The sequence below is a fragment of the Gluconobacter sp. DsW_058 genome (genome assembly GCF_002153615.1).
GTDB lineage: Bacteria > Pseudomonadota > Alphaproteobacteria > Acetobacterales > Acetobacteraceae > Gluconobacter > Gluconobacter cerinus.
Genome location: NZ_JOPH01000001.1, coordinates 192,060 through 211,672, shown reverse-complemented (window position 1 = coordinate 211,672; position 19,613 = coordinate 192,060). Strand labels below are relative to the sequence as shown.

Annotated in this window: 20 protein-coding genes; 4 read left to right on the top strand and 16 right to left on the bottom strand. The window is 55.8% G+C overall.

The genetic code is table 11. The features are described 5' to 3' along the window. The first annotated feature begins 281 nt into the window (after positions 1–281). Genes HK24_RS01075 through HK24_RS01060 form a run of 4 tightly spaced genes read left to right on the top strand, consistent with a single transcriptional unit; the run spans position 282 to position 9,645 of the window. Positions 282–1,625, top strand: a complete 1,344-nt coding sequence (locus HK24_RS01075) for an efflux RND transporter periplasmic adaptor subunit (protein ID WP_086632957.1) — start codon at positions 282–284, stop codon at positions 1,623–1,625. 24 nt (positions 1,626–1,649) lie between these two features. Further along, on the top strand, positions 1,650–4,835 hold the full coding sequence (locus HK24_RS01070; RefSeq protein ID WP_064275032.1) for an efflux RND transporter permease subunit: 3,186 nt from the start codon (positions 1,650–1,652) through the stop codon (positions 4,833–4,835). After that, entirely contained in the window at positions 4,832–8,110 is a 3,279-nt protein-coding gene (locus HK24_RS01065) for an efflux RND transporter permease subunit (protein WP_086632956.1), read from the top strand. Before HK24_RS01070 ends, HK24_RS01065 begins: the two co-directional genes overlap by 4 nt. Then, positions 8,110–9,645: an efflux transporter outer membrane subunit gene (locus tag HK24_RS01060; protein ID WP_086632955.1), complete on the top strand. Its 1,536-nt coding sequence runs from the start codon at positions 8,110–8,112 to the stop codon at positions 9,643–9,645. Before HK24_RS01065 ends, HK24_RS01060 begins: the two co-directional genes overlap by 1 nt. Before the next feature lie 70 nt (positions 9,646–9,715). On the opposite strand, the gene HK24_RS01055 is transcribed toward HK24_RS01060, so the two are convergent. From HK24_RS01055 to rpsN, 16 genes are all read right to left on the bottom strand, one after another. Beyond that, positions 9,716–9,886, bottom strand: a complete 171-nt coding sequence (locus tag HK24_RS01055; protein WP_007282750.1) for a DUF1328 domain-containing protein — start codon at positions 9,884–9,886, stop codon at positions 9,716–9,718. Positions 9,887–9,938: 52 nt separating this feature from the next. Next, positions 9,939–10,172, bottom strand: coding sequence for a hypothetical protein (locus tag HK24_RS01050; protein WP_086632954.1), 234 nt, complete (start codon positions 10,170–10,172; stop codon positions 9,939–9,941). Between the two features lie 112 nt (positions 10,173–10,284). Further along, on the bottom strand, positions 10,285–11,601 hold the full coding sequence (locus HK24_RS01045) for an MFS transporter (protein WP_174694847.1): 1,317 nt from the start codon (positions 11,599–11,601) through the stop codon (positions 10,285–10,287). A gap of 334 nt (positions 11,602–11,935) precedes the next feature. Next, positions 11,936–12,355, bottom strand: a complete 420-nt coding sequence (rplQ, locus tag HK24_RS01035) for a 50S ribosomal protein L17 (RefSeq protein ID WP_046901194.1) — start codon at positions 12,353–12,355, stop codon at positions 11,936–11,938. Positions 12,356–12,383: 28 nt separating this feature from the next. After that, positions 12,384–13,403, bottom strand: a complete 1,020-nt coding sequence (locus HK24_RS01030; protein WP_046901193.1) for a DNA-directed RNA polymerase subunit alpha — start codon at positions 13,401–13,403, stop codon at positions 12,384–12,386. A gap of 130 nt (positions 13,404–13,533) precedes the next feature. Next, the gene (gene rpsK, locus HK24_RS01025) at positions 13,534–13,926 is read right to left on the bottom strand and encodes a 30S ribosomal protein S11 (RefSeq protein WP_007282744.1); all 393 of its coding nucleotides are present in this window, start codon (positions 13,924–13,926) and stop codon (positions 13,534–13,536) included. 58 nt (positions 13,927–13,984) lie between these two features. Continuing rightward, the gene (gene rpsM, locus HK24_RS01020) at positions 13,985–14,362 is read right to left on the bottom strand and encodes a 30S ribosomal protein S13 (RefSeq protein ID WP_046901192.1); all 378 of its coding nucleotides are present in this window, start codon (positions 14,360–14,362) and stop codon (positions 13,985–13,987) included. Positions 14,363–14,579: 217 nt separating this feature from the next. After that, complete coding sequence (locus HK24_RS01015) at positions 14,580–15,161, bottom strand: adenylate kinase (RefSeq protein ID WP_086632951.1); 582 nt, start codon at positions 15,159–15,161, stop codon at positions 14,580–14,582. After that, positions 15,158–16,531 carry a preprotein translocase subunit SecY gene (gene secY / locus HK24_RS01010; RefSeq protein WP_086632950.1) on the bottom strand — a complete coding sequence of 458 codons (1,374 nt, stop codon included), beginning with the start codon at positions 16,529–16,531 and terminating at the stop codon, positions 15,158–15,160. The genes HK24_RS01015 and secY overlap by 4 nt, the downstream gene beginning before the upstream one ends. 96 nt (positions 16,532–16,627) lie before the next feature. Further along, the gene (gene rplO, locus HK24_RS01005; RefSeq protein WP_046901189.1) at positions 16,628–17,113 is read right to left on the bottom strand and encodes a 50S ribosomal protein L15; all 486 of its coding nucleotides are present in this window, start codon (positions 17,111–17,113) and stop codon (positions 16,628–16,630) included. Between the two features lies 1 nt (position 17,114). Continuing rightward, positions 17,115–17,303: a 50S ribosomal protein L30 gene (gene rpmD, locus HK24_RS01000; protein WP_046901188.1), complete on the bottom strand. Its 189-nt coding sequence runs from the start codon at positions 17,301–17,303 to the stop codon at positions 17,115–17,117. Beyond that, complete coding sequence (gene rpsE / locus HK24_RS00995) at positions 17,296–17,868, bottom strand: 30S ribosomal protein S5 (protein WP_046901187.1); 573 nt, start codon at positions 17,866–17,868, stop codon at positions 17,296–17,298. The genes rpmD and rpsE overlap by 8 nt, the downstream gene beginning before the upstream one ends. Before the next feature lie 12 nt (positions 17,869–17,880). Beyond that, positions 17,881–18,243, bottom strand: a complete 363-nt coding sequence (rplR, locus tag HK24_RS00990) for a 50S ribosomal protein L18 (protein ID WP_046901186.1) — start codon at positions 18,241–18,243, stop codon at positions 17,881–17,883. Further along, entirely contained in the window at positions 18,243–18,779 is a 537-nt protein-coding gene (gene rplF, locus HK24_RS00985) for a 50S ribosomal protein L6 (RefSeq protein ID WP_046901185.1), read from the bottom strand. The genes rplR and rplF overlap by 1 nt, the downstream gene beginning before the upstream one ends. Positions 18,780–18,789: 10 nt before the next feature. Then, entirely contained in the window at positions 18,790–19,188 is a 399-nt protein-coding gene (rpsH, locus tag HK24_RS00980; RefSeq protein WP_010502111.1) for a 30S ribosomal protein S8, read from the bottom strand. Positions 19,189–19,200: 12 nt separating this feature from the next. Then, positions 19,201–19,506, bottom strand: a complete 306-nt coding sequence (rpsN, locus tag HK24_RS00975; RefSeq protein ID WP_007282734.1) for a 30S ribosomal protein S14 — start codon at positions 19,504–19,506, stop codon at positions 19,201–19,203. Between the last annotated feature and the right edge of the window lie 107 nt (positions 19,507–19,613).

Genomic DNA, 19,613 nt, shown 5'->3' with positions numbered 1-19,613 from the left:
TCCTTATCCGGATATGATCCGTTCCTGCCTTAAACGGCCCACGGACCATCGGGTTTCCATAAGGATATGGTGCGAGCGTGAAATGAAGCAAGAGAGAGATTGCCTTGAAAAGCAATCTCTTAGCCTTCCATGTTTCAAATTCGTTGCTGAACCTGAACAGGATTTAAGGTCCCGTCATGGCAGCATTGCATTCGCTGCACTATAAGAGAACAACTGACGGAAGGATGCCGTTTCTCAGGCGCATCCATGCCAAAAAGCTGTACGGGAAAGACAGGACCACTATGGACGAGCAGACGGCCGGACCCAGCGACCGCCACCAGAGCATCAACGCCCAGTCCCCCACACCAGCCCGACGCCCCCGCCGTCGCTGGCTGCTATGGGGCACAATTGTTCTGGTGATTCTGCTGATCCTTTTTGCAGTCCTGCGGACGCATGGATCTCATTCCGAAAAATCGCGCAAAAACCGCGCAGCGGGCGATACGCAGCCTGTTGCTGTTGCCACGGTGCATACAGGCGACATGCCTGTGATCCTGCAACTGATCGGCACCGTCGTTCCTGTAACGAACGTAACGATTACACCCCGCGTGGATGGCCATATTCTTGATGTTTATTATCAGGAAGGCCAGCACGTTAAAAAGGGCGATGAACTGGAATTGATTGATCCACGTCCGTACGAAGCAATTCTTGCCCAGTACAAAGGAACACTTGCAGCTGACCGCGCCCAGCTTGAAAAAGCCCGTGTGGACAATGCCCGTTACCAGAAGCTGATCCGTCAGAATTCAACATCAGCGATGACAGCTCGGGATCAGGAATTCACGGTTCAGCAACTTGAAGGTACTGTGAAGTTCGACGAAGCCAACGTCCATAATGCCGAACTGAACGTGATGTACTGTCACATCATTGCACCGGTTGATGGCCGCGTCGGTATCCGTGTGCTCGATAAGGGCAACTATGTCTCTGCCGGCCAGTCCGGCGGCCTGACAATCCTGACACAGATGGAGCCAATCTCCGTTATCTTTACTGTGCCGCAGAATCAGATTGGCCCGGTTGCTGACCGTCTGCGTGAAGTGCAGGAGCTCCCGGTCGAAGCCTGGAACAGCGATAACACCCAGAAAATCGCTACCGGCACCGTGAAGGCACTGGACAGCCAAATCGACACGTCCACCGGCACGGTCCGTATGCGTGGCATTTTCGCCAATGAAGACGAACGGCTGTTCCCGAATGAATTCGTGAATGCCCGCCTGCTCGTCAATACACTGCACAATGTTCTTATCGTGCCAGGGAATGCGCTTCAGACAGGCCCGGACGGACAGTTTCTTTATGTTGTGCAGCCGGACATGACGGTGAAGGACCTTCCGGTCAAGGTTGGCGAGACGGACGACAGCAACGCCGTCATTCTGTCCGGTGTGAAAGCTGGTGATCGTGTCGTGACTGATGGCGTGAGCCATCTGCGCCCGGGTCAGAAAATCTCGATCCCTGACACCTCCGCTCCCACGACACAGAATGCTGCAGCTGAAGCCAAAACGGCCGAGACCCATCATCGCCATAGCAATGGTCAGCAAAGCACTGATGCCGCCAAGCGTGGCAATGATCCGTCCGCAGCCGATGTCACCGGCAATCACTGACCGCTCACAGGGAACAGCAAGACCGTGAATCCGTCCCGCCTGTTCATCGAGCGTCCGGTTGCCACCAGCCTCCTGATGTTCGCCATCCTGCTGAGCGGACTGCTCGGCTACCACTTCCTGGCAGTTTCAGCACTGCCACAGGTTGAATATCCAACCATTACGGTCTCGACCTATTACCCGGGCGCCGGACCAGACGTGATGAGCACGTCCATTACGGCTCCGCTCGAAACGCAGCTGGGCCAGATGCCGGGCCTCGACCAGATGACGTCTCAGTCCTCTGGCGGTGCCTCTGTCATCACTCTGCGCTTTGGCCTCGATATGTCCATGGACGTGGCCGAGCAGGAAGTTCAGGCCGCCATCAACAACGCGACATCGTTGCTGCCAACGGATCTGCCAGCACCTCCGATTTATGCGAAGGTCAATCCGGCGGATACTCCGGTCCTGACACTGGGTATCACGTCGAAAACCCTGCCGCTTCCGGAAGTGGAAGATTACGTCAACACGCGTCTTGAGCAGAAGATCAGCCAGATCTCCGGCGTGGGCCTTGTCACGCTGTCTGGCGGTAATCGCAAGGCGTACCGCATTCAGGTCAACATCCCGAAGCTGACATCATACGGCATCGCGATCGATACGCTGCGGACCATCATCACAACGGTGAACGTCAATTCCCCAACGGGCACATTTGACGGCCCCAAGCGCTCTACGTCCCTGCGCATTGATGGACAGATCAAGTCCGTCGATCAGTTGATGGACCAAATCATTGCCTATCAGAACAGCGGCCCGATCCGCGTTCGCGATGTGGCTACGGTCGTCGAAGGCGCAGAGAACACTCAGTTGGCGGCATGGTCGAACAAGACCCCTGCCCTGATCCTGAATGTTCAGCGTCAGCCCGGCGCCAACGTGATTGGCGTGGTGGACAACGTTCTGCGCATCCTGCCCCAGCTCAAACAGGACCTGCCCCCTGGCATCGAGATCACACCGCTGACAGACCGGACAACAACCATCCGTGCCTCTGTTGACGATGTCGAATACGAGCTGGGTCTGTCCATGCTGCTCGTGGTCGGCGTCATCTTCGTCTTCCTGCGCAATGTTCCTGCCACGATCATTCCCAGCCTGTCGGTCCCGCTTTCGCTAGTGGGCACCATGGCGGCAATGTATCTGCTCGGGTTCTCGCTCGATAACCTGTCGCTGATGTCCCTCACCATTGCCACAGGCTTTGTGGTGGATGACGCTATCGTGGTGATCGAGAACATTGCCCGCTACGTGGAAGCTGGCGAAGACCGTTACACCGCTGCCCTAAAGGGTGCCGGCGAAATCGGCTTTACCATCATCTCGCTAACAGTTTCGCTGATCGCAGTGCTCATCCCACTGCTGTTCATGAAGGATGTCGTGGGACGCTTGTTCCACGAATTCGCCATGACGCTCTCCATCACGATCGTGATCTCGGCCATCGTGTCCATCACCCTGGTTCCAATGATGTGCGCGCGGATGCTGACGGATACGCACGCTCCATCCAAGAGCCGTGGAATCTGGGGCCGCCTCTCCGATGGCACGGAGCGTGGCATCAATGGCATGATTGCCTTGTATGGCCGCTGGCTGGACGTGGTTCTGCGGTTCCGTGGCCTGACGCTTCTGGTCACGCTCGGAACAATTATCCTGACGGGCGCACTGGCCTACACAATCCCAAAAGGCTTCTTCCCAACGCAGGATACTGGCGTTGTGCAGGGCATTTCCGTCATGTCGCAGGCCATTTCCTTCAATGGCATGAAAGAACGTCAGGCCGCTTTGGGCGCCGAGATCCTCAAGGATCCGGATGTAGCCAGCATCTCCTCCTTTGTGGGAATTGACGGTCAGAACATGACGCTGAACGTCGGTCGTTTCCTGATCAATCTCAAGGCGCGGGACGAGCGCACCTCCGACCTGTCGACCATCCTTCAGCGTCTGGGCCAGGTCGGCCAGAATGTTATCGGAACGCAGCTGTTTGTTCAGCCGATTCAGGATCTGTCTCTGGATTCCTCGATTTCGGCCACACAATACCAGTTCATGCTTGAGAACCCGGATTACGACACCTTCAAAACCTGGGTTCCAAAAATTGTCGACGCGCTGAAACAGGAGCCTTCCCTGTCGGATGTCACATCCGATTTGCAGGCTGAAGGTCTGGTTGCCCAGCTCTCGCTCGATCGTGCAACGGGTGCGCGTTATTCCATCACACCGCAGACGGTCGATAACCTTCTGTATGACAGTTATGGCCAGCGTCAGATTTCAACGATCTACACGCAGGCCAACCAGTACCGCGTTATTCTGGAAGCGCTTCCAGACCTTCAGAACGACCTGACGTCCCTCAACCAGTTGTACCTGCCGGGGATTTCATCCGAAGCAGGCAGCAGCACCTCAGGGCCGACACGTCAGCCGACGTCCGGGTTGGTCCCGCTGAAGCAGGTTACGACAATCAGTCATAGCCTTGCCCCCCTCCTCATCAGTCATTACGGCCAGTTCCCAGCCACGACGATCTCTTTCAACGTCTCGAAAGGGTATTCGCTTGGTGCGGCAACAAGTGCCATTGAACGGGTTGAGAAGCAGCTTGGCCTTCCTCCCGCATTTGAAACTGCGTTCCAGGGCACAGCCGCAGCTTTCCGCTCGTCTCTGACGAACGAAGTCTGGCTTGTTATGGCTGCGGTCATCGCGGTCTATATCGTGCTGGGTATTCTCTATGAGAGCTTCATCCACCCCATCACCATCCTGTCCACGCTGCCATCCGCTGCTATCGGCGCGCTGATTGGCCTGTACCTGTTCGGTATGGACCTCGACATCATGGGGATCATCGGCATCGTGCTGCTGATCGGCATTGTGAAAAAGAATGCCATCATGATGATCGACTTCGCACTCGAAGCCGAGCGACTGGAAGGGCACACACCGCTCGAAGCCATTCGTCAGGCAGCCCTCCTGCGTTTTCGTCCAATCCTCATGACGACACTGGCCGCCCTGTTCGGTGCCCTGCCTCTCATGCTGAGCCATGGCGTCGGCTCCGAACTGCGCCGCCCCCTCGGCGTGGCGATTGTGTGTGGACTGATGCTGTCACAGATGCTGACCCTGTTCACCACTCCGGTCATCTATCTGTTCATGGACGGCATCGGTCGTAAGACAAGGACGCTCATGCAGCGCTATCATGCAGGCCGGGCGCAAACTCCAAGCACGCACAGCAACCCGTGAAGCTGATCCGCCTTTTCGTCATGCGGCCAGTTGGAACGATCCTTCTGGCCGTCGCGCTCCTGATCGGCGGCATCCTGGGCTATTTCAGCCTACCCGTCGCCGATCTGCCGAACGTGGACTTCCCGGTCATCATGGTGATGGCGAACCAGCCTGGTGGTTCTCCGTCCGAGATCGCCAGTACAGTCGCAGCACCGCTGGAGCGGCATCTGGGCGCGATTTCGGGCGTTACGGAGATGACGTCTGAATCAACGGTCAATCAGACGCGCATTACTCTTCAGTTTGACCTCTCCCGCGACATCAATGGTGCCGCACGAGACGTCGAAGCTGCACTTCAGGGCGCACGCCAGGATCTTCCCTCCACTCTGCGCACAAACCCGACTTACGACAAAGCCAACTCCAACGGCCCCCCGGTTGTTGCACTAACGCTGACGTCCAGCACACGGACGCCGCAAGAGCTTTATGAGTTTGCCAGCAACGTTCTGATTCAGCAGCTCAGTCAGGTTGAGGGCGTGGGCGAAGTCGAAATCCGCGGCAGTTCCCTCCCTGCGGTTCGCGTAGAACTAAATCCTCTCCGCCTGTTCCGCTATGGCATTGGTTTCGAAGATGTTCGCGCGGCACTTGCATCGGCCAACGCTCATACGCCGAAGGGTTTCATTGACTCCCATGGCACGCGTCTCATGCTGTCCACCAACGATCAGGCCAGCAAAGCCGTTGATTATCGTGGGCTGGTCGTCGCCTATCGTGACAGCCAACCTGTTCGCCTGACAGACGTCGCAGAAGTCAATGACAGCGTTGAAGATCTACGCCAGACAGGCTTCCTCAACGGTCAACGCGCCATCATCTGTACGGTGTTCACACAGGGCGGCGCCAACGTCATCAAGACTGTTGATGGTATCCGCAAGCGCCTTCCCATTCTCCAGTCGGCAATGCCGGGCAACACCCATATTAACGTCCTGATTGACCGATCCAAGACAATCCGCGCGTCCCTGAATGATACGAAACAGACCCTCATCATAGCCGTGGTGCTGGTCGTCGTCGTTGTGCTGCTGTTTCTGCGCAGCCTGTCCGCCATTCTCATTCCAGCGATCGTCGTCCCCATCTCGATCATCGGAACATTCGGGGTGATGTCGCTGCTGGGTTATCAGCTCGACAATATGTCTCTGATGGCCCTGACAATCTCCACCGGTTTCGTTGTGGACGATGCCATCGTCGTTCTTGAGAACATCACCCGCTACATGGAAATGGGTCATGAGCGGATGGAAGCCGCCATCCTTGGGGCCAGCGAAGTTGCCTTCACGGTTCTATCCATCACCGTGTCCCTGATTGTGGTTTTCGCTCCCATCATGTTCATGGGGGGCATTGCGGGTCGGCTATTCCATGAATTCGCGATGGTAATGGTCATTACCCTGACCATCTCCATGGTCCTGTCCCTCTCCCTCACCCCGATGCTCAGCGCACTGATCCTCACCTCTGCGCCAGCCGCCTCACAGGGTTTCTGGGGCAGAATTGGTTCCCTGCTCGAACGCATGATCGACCGCGTCGCGAAAGGCTACGAGCAATCGCTAGGATGGAGCCTCCGACATCCGTTCCTGATCGTCATGTCTCTGCCAGCCACACTGATTTTGGCTGGTGTTCTCTTTGTGAAAATGCCCAAGGGCTTCTTTCCCTCTGAAGACACCGGTCAGTTGATGGGGCGCCTGGTCGCCGACCAGTCCGTGTCCTTTCAGTCTCTGAAAGACATTACGGCTCACGCCATGAAGGTTGTCGCCGCAGACAGGGATGTCGCAGGCGTTATGGGCGGCGCCGGCGGGCGTTCGGCCAACTCTGCCAATCTTTTCGTTGCTCTGAAGTCTAAAGAGGAACGTAAGGACGATCTGGCCGCCACGGTGCAACGCATCAACCGGGCCTTTTCGAATGTTCCAGGTGCGCAGCTCCGTCTGATGGCCCCCGGCGCCGTCCGTATAGGTGCGCGCTCAGGTGACGCGGCCTATCAGTATTCGCTGGAAGGCCCGTCGGCCGAAGATCTCTATGAATGGACGCCGAAGATTGTCTCGGCGCTCTCAAAAATTCCTCTGCTGATGGATGTTTCATCCAACGTGGAAGAAGGCGGTCAGGCTATTGCCATTGCGATCAACCGCGATATGTCCTCCCGGTATTCCATCACGCCCCAGCTCATTGCCAACACACTTTACGATGCGTTCGGACAGCGCTCAGCTTCCGTCATTTACGGAAATCTGAACCAGTATCATGTGGTGATGGAAGTCGCTCCGCGATACTGGGAAAGCCCCGAAACGCTGAAACAGATGTGGGTGAGTGCCTCTGGCGGAACAGCCGCAGGCGGCACGTCTTCGAATAACCTGCGTGTTCGAGCCGACACCACAACCAGCACGCTCTCGCAAAGCGAGCAGTCCTACATTAACTCTGTGGCCAATGCTCTGGCTGGTGGGAAATCTGCGTCCAGTGGTGCCGCCGTGGCAACAAGCGTTTCCAATATGGTGCCGCTATCGGTGCTTGGATACCAGCGCGCAACAAACACGGCCCTGACGGTCAACCATGATGGGCTCTCGGTTGCAACGACCGTGTCTTTCAATCTTGCCCCAGGAGCGTCCCTCGGGCCTGCTGTGCAAGCCGTTGAAGCCGCTATGGTTAAACTGCATGTTCCACCAACCATCCATGGTGGGTTTGCTGGCAACGCCGCGGCCTTTCAGAAATCTGTCAGTGATGAGCCTCTGCTGATCCTTGCGGCTCTTGCTGCGGTCTACATTGTTCTGGGTATGCTTTATGAGAGCCTCATTCATCCCCTGACGATCCTGTCCACGCTCCCTTCCGCTGGCGTCGGCGCCTTGCTCGCCCTTCAGTTGTTTGGGCAGGAGTTCTCACTCATGGCCATGATTGGTGTCATTCTTCTGATTGGCATCGTCAAAAAGAACGCCATCATGCTGATCGATTTTGCGCTCGTGGCGCAGCGTGAGGGCGCGACAGCTTTTGAGGCTATCCAACAGGCGAGTGTTCTGCGGTTCCGCCCGATCCTCATGACGTCTCTGGCCGCAGCCTTTGGTGCCGTGCCTCTCGTCTTCGGGAATGGATATGGCTGCGAACTGCGCCGCCCGCTTGGCATCGCCATTCTCGGTGGCCTGATGGTTAGCCAGCTTCTTACGCTCTACAGCACGCCCGTCGTGTTTTTATACCTCGATCGTTTCGGAAAAATGCTCGGCCGCGCCCGACATCACTTTGCCATTCTGCTTCACATCTCGCCCCGGGAAACGGAAATCTGATGACCGTCCTTCGTATGCCTTCCCTGCGTACTCTTCTGCTGGGAGCCGCAGCCCTGCCTTTCCTGAGTGGGTGCATGGTCGGACCGAATTACCATCGTCCTTCGGCAGTCATTTCTCCGCATTTCAAGGAAGTGCCTCCCCCAGCCGGCTGGAACAAGGCACGCCCGGATCTGGTGCAGATGCCCAAAGGCGACTGGTGGACCATCTTTAATGATCCGCTTCTCAATGATCTTGAAGAACGGATCGCCACGTCCAATCAGAGCCTGAAGGAATACGAAGCGCAATATCGCAAAGCCGCTGCGACAATCGATTCCATCAAGGCAAGCCTCTACCCCACACTGAGCGGGAATTTCAGCTTCAACAGAAATTCACAGGGCAGCAGTGCCTCCAGCACGAGTGGCGGCTTCACGTACACATCGTCGCAGTCCTACACGAGCAACACCTGGGCAACAGGCCCATCAGCCAGCTGGACGGTTGACGTCTGGGGAAAGATACGTCGACAGGTGCAGCAACAGGTCGCCGCGACGCAGGGCGACGCCGCACTGGTTGCCAGTATGCGCTTGTCCTACCAGCTGACACTGGCGCAGGACTATTTCAGCATGCGCTATCAGGACAGCCTGATCGATCTCTACACGCGCAACGTGGGTCTATACCGAGATAATCTCAAAATCCTTGAGAACCAGCTTGAGGCCGGTGTTGCAGATCCAACAAGCGTTCTTCAGGCTCGATATCTGCTGCAGTCCACCGAAGCCAGCCTTGCCAATGCTCATATCGCTCGCGCACAGTATGAGCATGCCATTGCAGTGCTGACCGGTCGAGCACCGGCAGATGTCACTATCGCTGCGGCCCTTCTGCCCAAGGAGATTCCAGCCGCGCCTGTAGCCGTTCCGTCCATGATCCTTGAACGTCGGCCAGACGTCGCTCAGGCTGAACGGAACATGGAAGCCTATAACGCAGAGATCGGATATGCGATTGGCGCCTTCTTCCCGGAAATCACGCTCTCTGCATCGTATGGATATAGCGGCAACCCACTCCAGCAGCTGATCCAGACAGCCACGCGCACCTGGGGGCTGGGTGCTGCTGCCACGGAAACGATCTTCCAGGGCGGAGCTCGAACAGCGGCTGTCCGTGAAGCTGAGGCAGATTACGATAATGCGGTTGCCACATACCGACAGACCGTTCTGGCCGCCATGCAGGACACGGAAGACCAGATGTCCAACCTGCACTATCTCGATCAGCAGCTAGGACTTCAGAATCAGGCGGTTGCGAGTGCCGAGGCCGCCGTCCGAGTATCCATGAACGAGTATCTTGCGGGGACGCAGATTTATACAACCGTCATCACGGCACAGCAGACTGCCCTTCAATATGAAGAGAGCCAGCTAAGCATCCGTCAGCAGCAATTCAATGCGGAAGTTGCTCTGCTGACAGATCTTGGCGGCGGCTGGAATTCCAAAGACCTGCCGACAAAAGCCTCTCTTCAGACAGACAATCCATTGCTGCCGTCATTTATCCAAAAAGACAAGAACGGGCGCTAAAAAACAAAAAGGGCGGGATCATCAAGATCCCGCCCTTTTTTATGGCCTCTTCAGGCAGAAGATGCGGCTCTTAGAGAGCGTGCAGCCCGGCAACACCAGCTAGGATCGCCAGAACGGCCAGCACCAGGAAGATAATGAAAAACAGCTTGGCGATACCTGCCGTCGCGGCAGAAATGCCCGAGAAGCCGAACACGCCAGCAATGATGGAAATGATAAAGAAAACGATAGCATAGTGCAGCATGGGACATGATCCTTGAATTATAGGTCGTGGTCATGTCGTAACGTCATGCGCCTCAGGAAGGTTTCTTTCCTGAAAAAAGAGTACGTGCGAACAACAGACCGCTGAGAAATGCGGAAAACAGTAAGAACAACGGCTGATCCACCGTCAGATCGGCGACAACTGCCCTACTTTCTTTTAAGAACGAGCAAATATTTTTCTTTGCACGGGTGCAATCGACAACTCGCCCAGCTCCATCCTGCAAGGACGGCACGCTCTCATCCAGATATGACGCCAGATCCGCATCCATAGTTTTCAACTCCAAAACCATTTCATCCACGACATAAGAAAACAGGGGCAGCTCGATAACGAACCACCCCTGCTTTTTAACAGCTTAACAACGAAGACGTGACAGATCGCTCTTAGTGACCGACAGTCGTGCTCACTTCGCCTCGGGCCGTAGCTTCTTCTGTGTAACGACGAGCCTCAGGAGAAATCTTAAGGGCAAGCGTCATACCAGCAGAAGCAAGGTAGATCACAGCAAATGTCCAGATCACATAGCTCATGCCCGGACCGAAAACCGCTCCACAGAACGAGACGATTGCCGGACCAACCCATGTCGAGGCACCTGCGCCGAGACCCAGAATGGACAGAGCTGCAGCTTTTTCACGTGGGCAAATCTGCGGCATCAGGCCTGAAAGCGGCACGAAGGCAGCGACCGTTGCACCATAGAAAATGCCCGCTGCGGCAACCGCCCAGAAATTCCCCGGATACCAGATAGGCACATAGTAAAACAGCGGAATGGCAATGAAGCCGCCGATACCACCGAAGACCGACACTACGAAACGATGCCCCAAAGTGTCAGCAATCATGCCGGAGACAAGGTTAAACAGGATGTTGCTGAGGAAAATCAGCGACAGCAGGTTGAGCCATTGTTCGAGGCTAAAGTGCAGCTGGTCTACAAAGAACGCTGGCATGATGGCAAGGAAAGCGTATTCCGAAGACGTATCGATAATACGGACAATGCCAGCAATCGTCGTTTTGGGTTCACGCCACATGATGCTGAGTGAGCCAAAGAAAATATCCTTGGTGGGTACGTGATCAGGCAGAAGACGTTTCTTGCCCGTAGGCTCGTGCGTAAACAGCAATGCGACGAGGCCACCGATAATCACCAGACCTAGTGAACACCAGAACGTCTTGAGTTCACCAAGATACGGGATCGTATAGCGTGCAAACTGGGAGCCAAGTGTCGGCAGCCCCGCAGAGAAAGAGAACCAGAACCATCCAGCAGCCGATCCAAGCATGGCAGCCGGCGTGGCGGCAGCGATCCATACGAGGAAACCGTATGCGAACAGCGGATAGGCAAATCCACGCAGCGCATAAAAGAGAAGGATCATAGGCCCGCTATTCGGACCCAGCCCGAACGTCAGGAAGCAGACTTCCAGAAGAGCCCACAGGATCAGGCCGATCCACATGACCTTTTTGGGGCCCATCAGATCAGACAGAGGCCCGGAAAACCAGGCGGCAATCATGACCGTGATGCCGTAAAGAGTGAAGAGTTCGTTGACGAACCCTTGGGAGTGGCCGTGGTGCAGCATGTAGGTGTCGAGATATCCGGCTTCGACACCGTCTCCCACCATGAATAAAAGCTGACCAACAAAAGCCCAGAAAAGGGCGCGTGGGATGCCAAGAATTTCCGCTAGTCCGCGTTTAGGTGCGGCTGTTTCGGACATTTTCATGCTCTCCAGGCATAGGCGCGTCACGAACCTGCTTCGACCTCATTGCCGAAACAGATATGGGAGGCGTCGTTGCGGGCCCTACGAGAGTGCTCGGACCCGTTTCTCAAAATTATGCAGAACAGCGAGGCCAACAGATTGTCGACCTTCAGGAAAAGAGACACCCTCCCCGCCCTGACGGGCGGGAGAAAAACAGCCGGTTTAAAAACCAGACGGGAATCGTCCTGCAAGAGATGTGGCAAAACTACACACTCTGCCCAGCAATGTGAACCGCAGAATAAAAAAAAGGCCGGTGCATTGCTGCACCGGCCTTTCTTTCGTCTCAAACCGAGAAGCCTCAGGCGGCTTCCTGCTCTTCTGCAACTGGCTTCGGACCGCTGTCCTGGCCCTTGGCATCAACATCGCGCTCTACGAGTTCGATGACTGCCATGTCGGCATTGTCGCCGTAGCGTACGCCAGCCTTCAGAACGCGGGAGTAGCCACCGGCACGAGCCTTGTAGCGCTCTGCAACCGTGCTGAAGAGCTTGCTGACAACCGTGTCATCACGCAGCTGAGCGAATGCCTGACGACGAGCGTGCAGGTCACCGCGCTTACCGAGAGTGATCAGCTTCTCAACAACCGGGCGAAGTTCTTTCGCCTTCGGCAGAGTCGTCGTGATCTGCTCGTGCTTGATGAGTGCGACGGCCATGTTGCGGAACATGGCAGCGCGGTGAGAAGAGGTGACATTGAGCTTACGCCCGCTCACACCATGACGCATTGCTAGTTTTCCTTACCCTAAGAAGTTCTCAAAACGTCTCGTCGAGACGCTTGGCCAGATCCTCGATGTTCTCGGGCGGCCAGGCCGGGACGCTCATGCCGAGCGACAGCCCCATACCGGTGAGAACTTCCTTGATCTCGTTGAGCGATTTACGCCCGAAGTTTGGCGTACGGAGCATTTCCTGTTCGGACTTCTGCACCAGATCGCCAATGTAAACAATGTTGTCGTTCTTGAGGCAGTTGGCGCTACGCACCGAAAGCTCGAGCTCGTCAACCTTGCGAAGAAGATTGCGGTTGAACGGCAGGTCATCCTGCGGCTCTTCATGCTGGACCGGACGCGGCTCATCAAAGTTGATGAACAGCTGAAGCTGATCCTGAAGAATACGCGCAGCAAGAGCCAGACTGTCTTCCGGCGTCACAGCACCGTTCGTCTCAACCGTCAGCAGCAGCTTGTCGTAGTCAGTAACCTGACCAACGCGGGTCTGCTCGACCTTGTAAGACACGCGACGAACCGGCGAGTAGATTGCATCGATCGGAATCATACCAATCGGAGCATCTTCCGGACGGTTTGCAACAGCAGCAACGTAACCCTTGCCCATGTTGACGGTGAACTCCATTCCGAGCTTCACACCATCATCAAGAGTGCAGATCACGAGATCAGGGTTCATGATTTCAATATCATGCCCAGCCTGAATCTGTCCTGCCGTCACTTCTCCCGGACCAGTCGCCGTGAGAATCATGCGCTTCGGTCCCTCACTGTGCATACGCAGAGCGAGCTGCTTAACGTTCAGGACGATGTCCGTAACGTCTTCGCGCACACCTGGGACAGCCGAGAACTCATGCAGAACGCCATCAATCTGAATGGCTGTTACTGCAGCGCCCTGTAGTGAGGACAGAAGAATACGACGCAGCGCATTACCGAGCGTCATACCGAAACCGCGCTCCAGCGGCTCCGCCACGACTGTGGCGATGCGCGAGGCAACCGGGCCGGGCTCGACTTCAAGCTTCTCCGGCTTGATGAGGGACTGCCAGTTTTTCTGGAGAACCAAGGTCGTGGCCTTTCAAACAACGAAGCCCGCCAACAAAAATTGGCGGCACCTGGCCCGCACAAATCGTGCGGAGGGAGATGCAATCACTACACATGCCGCGCATTCTCACGAACGCGCGGCATGGCATCACTCAAACGCGACGACGCTTGCGCGGACGGCAGCCGTTATGGGGCACCGGCGTCATGTCACGGATGGACGTAATCGTGAAGCCAACAGCCTGCAGCGCGCGAAGAGCGCTTTCACGCCCCGAACCCGGGCCGGACACTTCGATCTCAAGCGTTTCCATGCCGTGCTCGCGAGCCTTGCGGCCTGCGTCTTCTGCAGCAACCTGTGCAGCGTACGGTGTGGACTTACGCGAGCCCTTGAAGCCCTGTGCGCCCGAGGAGGACCATGCAATTGCATTACCCTGCGCATCGGAGATCGTGATCATGGTGTTGTTGAACGTGGAAAGCACGTGAGCAACGCCAGAGATGATATTCTTGCGCTCTTTCTTACGAATGCGCGGTGCTGCGGCCTTGGCCATAATAGAGGTCGTCCTAAAAGTTAGCGAGAAGCGTCAGAGTGAAGCAGTCAGGCGCGAATTAGCGCGTGACCTTCTTCTTGCCAGCAATCGCCACTGCCTTACCCTTACGGGTACGTGCATTCGTGTGCGTACGCTGACCGCGGACCGGAAGGCCGCGACGATGACGCAGACCGCGGTAGCAGCCCAGATCCATCAGACGCTTGATGTTCATAGCGGTTTCGCGACGCAGGTCGCCTTCAACGCGGTGCTCACCGTCGATCAGTTCACGGATCTTTACGATCTCGTCATCAGACAGTTCGTTGACGCGCTTCGCATCGGGGATACCGAGCTTGCTGCAGATTGCCTGCGCGGTCGACGGGCCAATGCCGTAGACATAGCGCAGGCTGATGACCACCCGCTTGTTGGTCGGAATGTTTACGCCGGCAATACGTGCCACGCCAATTCTCCCATCGACGCGATCAATTGACCGCGTCAGCCTGTTTCATGTCCGGTCGAAACCGGATCGTTTGCATCGCAGGCATGTCAGCTCCCAGTCCGATTCCGGAACCCGGGGCCACCTTCACGCCACAGATATGTCGAGGGCGCGCAATATACCGGGCACCCCCCTTGAGTCAAATGAGAATGATCACTTCTCCGTGATCATTCTCATTTCTTCAATTTTTTACGGTCTTTCCAATGAGTGCATCAATCTCTGCACCCACTTCGTCAACGCCCAGCATTCCATCAACATGCTTCAAACGACCAGCCTTCTCATAATAAGGAAGGATTGGTGCAGTCTGACGGCGATAGATATCAAGACGAGATCTCACCACCTCAGGATTGTCATCTGGCCGCCGTGTACCATCTTCCGCAGTACGACTGGCAATACGCTCGACAAGCTGATCTTCGGCAACGTCCAGAAGAATGACGGCGTCAATCTTCAACTCATCAGTGCCCAACATGGCATCAAGTGCTTCCGCCTGGCTTTCCGTTCTTGGGAAGCCGTCCAGAATAAACCCCTGAGCACAGTCGGGCTGCGCTATACGCCCTTGAATCATCTTTACCATGATAGGGTCAGGAAGGAATTCTCCCCTTTCCATAATGGCCTTAGCCTCCTGTCCGATAGGCGTGCCAGCAGCAACTTCAGCGCGCAGCATATCTCCAGTGGAGATTTGCTTAAGACCATAAAGCTGCTCAAGACGCTTCGCCTGCGTCCCCTTACCTGCCCCAGGAGGGCCAAGAAGAATAATATTCATCGACGCTTGTTTCCTCCCGAAACACCATTCCTGGAACCACGGCTACGCTGCTTGCGGATCAGCCCCTGATACTGATGTGCAACAAGATGGGACTGAACCTGCGTCACGGTATCGATCGTTACGGAAACGATAATGATGAGGCTCGTACCGCCAAAATAAAATGGCACGTTGTACTTGCTGATCAAAATCTGCGGCAGAAGACAAACGACAACCAGATACAGAGCACCGATTGTGGTCAGTCTCGACAGGATGCGATCAAAATACGCCGCCGTGCTTGCCCCCGGACGGATACCCGGAATAAAGCCCCCCTGCTTCCGCAGGTTCTCAGCCGTTTCTTCAGGATTGAATGTCACAGCCGCGTAGAAATATGAGAAAAACAGGATCATTGCGGCATAGAACAGCATGTAGAGAGGCTGTCCCTGACCAAGCTGCTGCCCGAGAACGGAAAGCCAACCCGGCATATTATGCCCGTTCATGAACCCTGAAATCGTCACAGGAATCAGCAACACGGAAGAAGCAAAAATGGGAGGGATTACACCTGCCGTATTCACCTTCAGCGGCATGTGAGTGGAGTCACCACCAAACATGCGATTGCCAATCTGACGCTTCGGATACTGGATCACAACACGACGCTGCGCCTGCTCCATGAAGACGATAAAGGCAATGACGGCAATCGCCATAACCAGAAAGATCATCACGAAGATTGGCGACAAAGCTCCAGTGCGACCCAGTTCAAACAAACTAGCCAGCGCATGGGGAAGATTGGCGACAATACCTGCAAAGATAATCAGCGAAATACCGTTACCGACACCCCGTGATGTGATCTGCTCGCCAAGCCACATCAGGAACATCGTGCCACCAACCAGCGTCACGACACACGACGCGAGGAAGAAGACACCCGGCATCACCACCGCGCTTGCGCCATGAGACGTCATGTTCTCCAGCCCAACAGCGATGCCGTATGCTTGGAAGAGTGCGATGAAAACAGTGAGGTAGCGGGTATACTGGTTAAGCTTTTTGCGCCCCGCCTCACCCTCTTTCTTCATTGCTTCCATAGACGGAAGAGCAGTTGAAAGAAGCTGAATGATAATCGATGCACTGATGTACGGCATGATGTTCAGGGCGAACACAGTCATGCGTCCGAGAGCACCACCCGTGAACATGTCGAACATGCCCAGAATGCCACCCTGATGCTGTGCCAGCAGCTGACCCATGACTGTCGCATCAACACCAGGAACAGGAATGTATGTTCCGAGGCGATAAACGATAAGGGCCAAAAGCGTAAACCAGATACGCTTCTTGAGTTCAGTCGCCTTGGCAAAGGAACTCATATTGAGATTGGCGGCGAGCTGCTCTGCTGCGGAAGCCATCCACCTGTCCTTTCATGAAAACAGCGTCGCCGCACATCTGCACGGGACGCTGTTCACTATCTAACCATACCCCAGATAAATCTGGGAGAGGAGAACTCAGGCTTCAGCCTGAACTTCCTTCTTCGGTGCAAGCACCTTAACGGAGCCACCAGCCTTCTCAACAGCAGCAAGAGCTGCTGCGGAAGCGCCGTCGACTTCGATGGTTACGCCATGCGAAAGTTCACCCTTCGCAAGAAGACGAACACCATGGGTCTTGCCATTGACAAGCCCAGCAGCGCGAAGTGTTGCTTCAGTAACAGGAGCCGACTTATCCAGCTTGCCTGCTTCGATAGCCTTCGAAATCGCGCCAAGGTTCACCGGAGCATATTCCTTGCGGAAGATGTTCACGAAGCCACGCTTAGGCATACGGCGATACAGCGGAAGCTGACCACCTTCAAAGCCATTCAGCGAGACGCCTTCACGAGCCTTCTGACCCTTAACACCGCGTCCGGAGGTCTTACCCTTACCGGAACCAATGCCACGTCCTAGGCGCTTCTTGCGATAACGAGAGCCCTCGTTATCGCGCAATTCGTTGAGGTTCATTTCAACCCTCCACCTGGATGAGGTGGGCAACCTTGCGGATCATCCCACGCACAGCCGGAGTATCTTCCAGCGTACGGGTGGAACCGATACCGCGCAGACCAAGACCAACAAGGGTCTCAGCCTGGCCCGGTTTACGACCAATGACAGAAGCGATCTGCTTTACCTGAACGGTCTTACCGTTTTCAGACATTTGCAGTCTCCTCGGTCTGAGCCTGCTCGCGCTTACCGAAAAGTTCAGCGGCCTTCTTGCCACGACGCGAAGCGACGTTGCGAGGGCTGCTTGCCTTTTCAAGGGCAGCGAACGTAGCCTTGATCATGTTGTGCGGGTTACGCGTTCCGAGGCTCTTAGCGACAACGTCGTTAACACCCAGGCTCTCGAAAACCGCACGCATCGGACCACCGGCGATGATACCCGTACCGGCCTCAGCCGCACGAACAACAACCTTACCAGCGCCGTAGTGACCTGACGTATCATGATGAAGGGTACGACCCTCCTTCATTGGTACACGGATCATCGTACGCTTGGCGCGCTCGGTAGCCTTACGGATAGCTTCGGGCACTTCACGAGCTTTACCCGCACCGTAACCAACGCGTCCCTTCTGATCGCCAACGACAACCAGCGCTGCGAAAGCAAAGCGACGGCCACCCTTAACAACCTTGGCAACACGATTGATGGTTACGAGCTTGTCGACCAGATCGTCGCCCTGCTCGCGCTCACGACCACCACGGCCGCCTTCTCTTGGCTCACGTGCCATGTGTGATCCTCCTTAGAACGAGAGTCCGCCCTCACGGGCAGCCTCTGCCAGGGCCTTGACCCGGCCATGATAGACATAAGCGCCGCGATCAAACACGACGGCCGTCACGCCAGCTGCCAAGCCACGTTCCGCGATCAGCTTGCCGATCGCCGAAGCTGCGTCCACGTTAGCACCGGTGTTGCCATTGTCGCGGAGCTCTTTTTCCAGCGTAGATGCGCTGGCAAGAGTACGACCCTGTGCATCGTCGATGATCTGGGCGTGAATGTGCTTGCTGGAACGGAAGACCGACAAACGCGGCCGGCCGCCGCTCTTGCGACGAAGCTGGAAACGCAGCCGCTGACGGCGACGTTCCTGCAATCCTTGCTGCGATGCCATTACTTCTTCTTACCTTCCTTGCGACGCAGAACTTCCGTGTCATAACGAACGCCCTTGCCCTTGTATGGCTCAGGCTTGCGGAAGCTGCGAATATCGAGAGCGACCTGACCAACGCGCTGCTTGTCGTTGCCTTCAACAACAATAGCGGTCGGACGCGGCGTGGTGATCTTGATACCGGCCGGAATCGGATAAACGACATCGTGCGAGAAGCCGAGGTTCATCACCAGATTGGATCCCTGAACAGCAGCACGGAAACCCGTACCCTGAATTTCAAGACCCTTGGTGAAACCAACAGACACACCCTTGACCATATTTGCGATCAGAGCGCGCGTCGTTCCCCACATCGTCCAGTTTTCACGGGAGCGACGACCAATCGGAGCAACTGCAACTGAGTTGTCTTCGATTTTCACGTCCACGTGACGAGAAACCGGGAAGCTCAGTTCACCAAGCTTGCCTTTGGCCGTGAAGACACCGTTGGCAACTGCGACCTGCACACCTGCCGGAACTTCTACGGGATATTTACCTACGCGAGACATGCGACCCTCCTCAGAAGACGCGGCAGAGAACCTCGCCGCCAACATTGGCAGCGCGGGCCTCGACGTCCGAAAGGACGCCACGCGGGGTGGACAGGATCGACACACCAAGGCCGGCATAAACGCGCGGAAGTTCCTTGATCTTCGAATAGACACGACGGCCAGGCTTGGAGACCCTATGGATTTCCTTAATGACCGGCTGCCCTTCAACGTACTTCAGCTCAATACGGAGCTGCGATACGCCCTTACGGACTTCTTCCGTGGAAAAACCACGGATGTAACCTTCACGCTTCAGAGCCTCAAGCACGTTCGTGCGAAGCTTGGAAGCGGGCGCAACGCAGGCAGCATGACGAGCACGCTGAGCATTACGGATCCGGGTAAGCATATCACCCAGTGGATCAGACAACGACATTCGATCTATCCCTTACCAGCTCGACTTGACCATGCCAGGAATCTGGCCGGCGGACGCAAGATCACGCAGAGCGATACGGCAAAGCTCGAACTTACGGTAGTTAGCACGGGGACGACCGGTCAGCTTGCAACGAAGACGGACGCGCGTTGCGGATCCGTTACGTGGCATCTGTGCCAGCTTAAGAGTCGCTTCAAATCGGTCTTCAACCGAAAGGGAACGATCCTTGATGATGTTTTTAAGAGCGGTCCGCTTTTCCTTATCGCGCTTCGCAAGAGCTGCGCGATGGTTATTACGGTTAACCGCTGAGATCTTCGCCATCTCGAATTTTCTCCCGGAACCTGTCAGGCCTATCCCGACGGTTTTCCAATCTGCGTGTCTATAAAGGAAAGCGGCCTTCCAATGGAAGGCCGAATCCTTATTTTTAG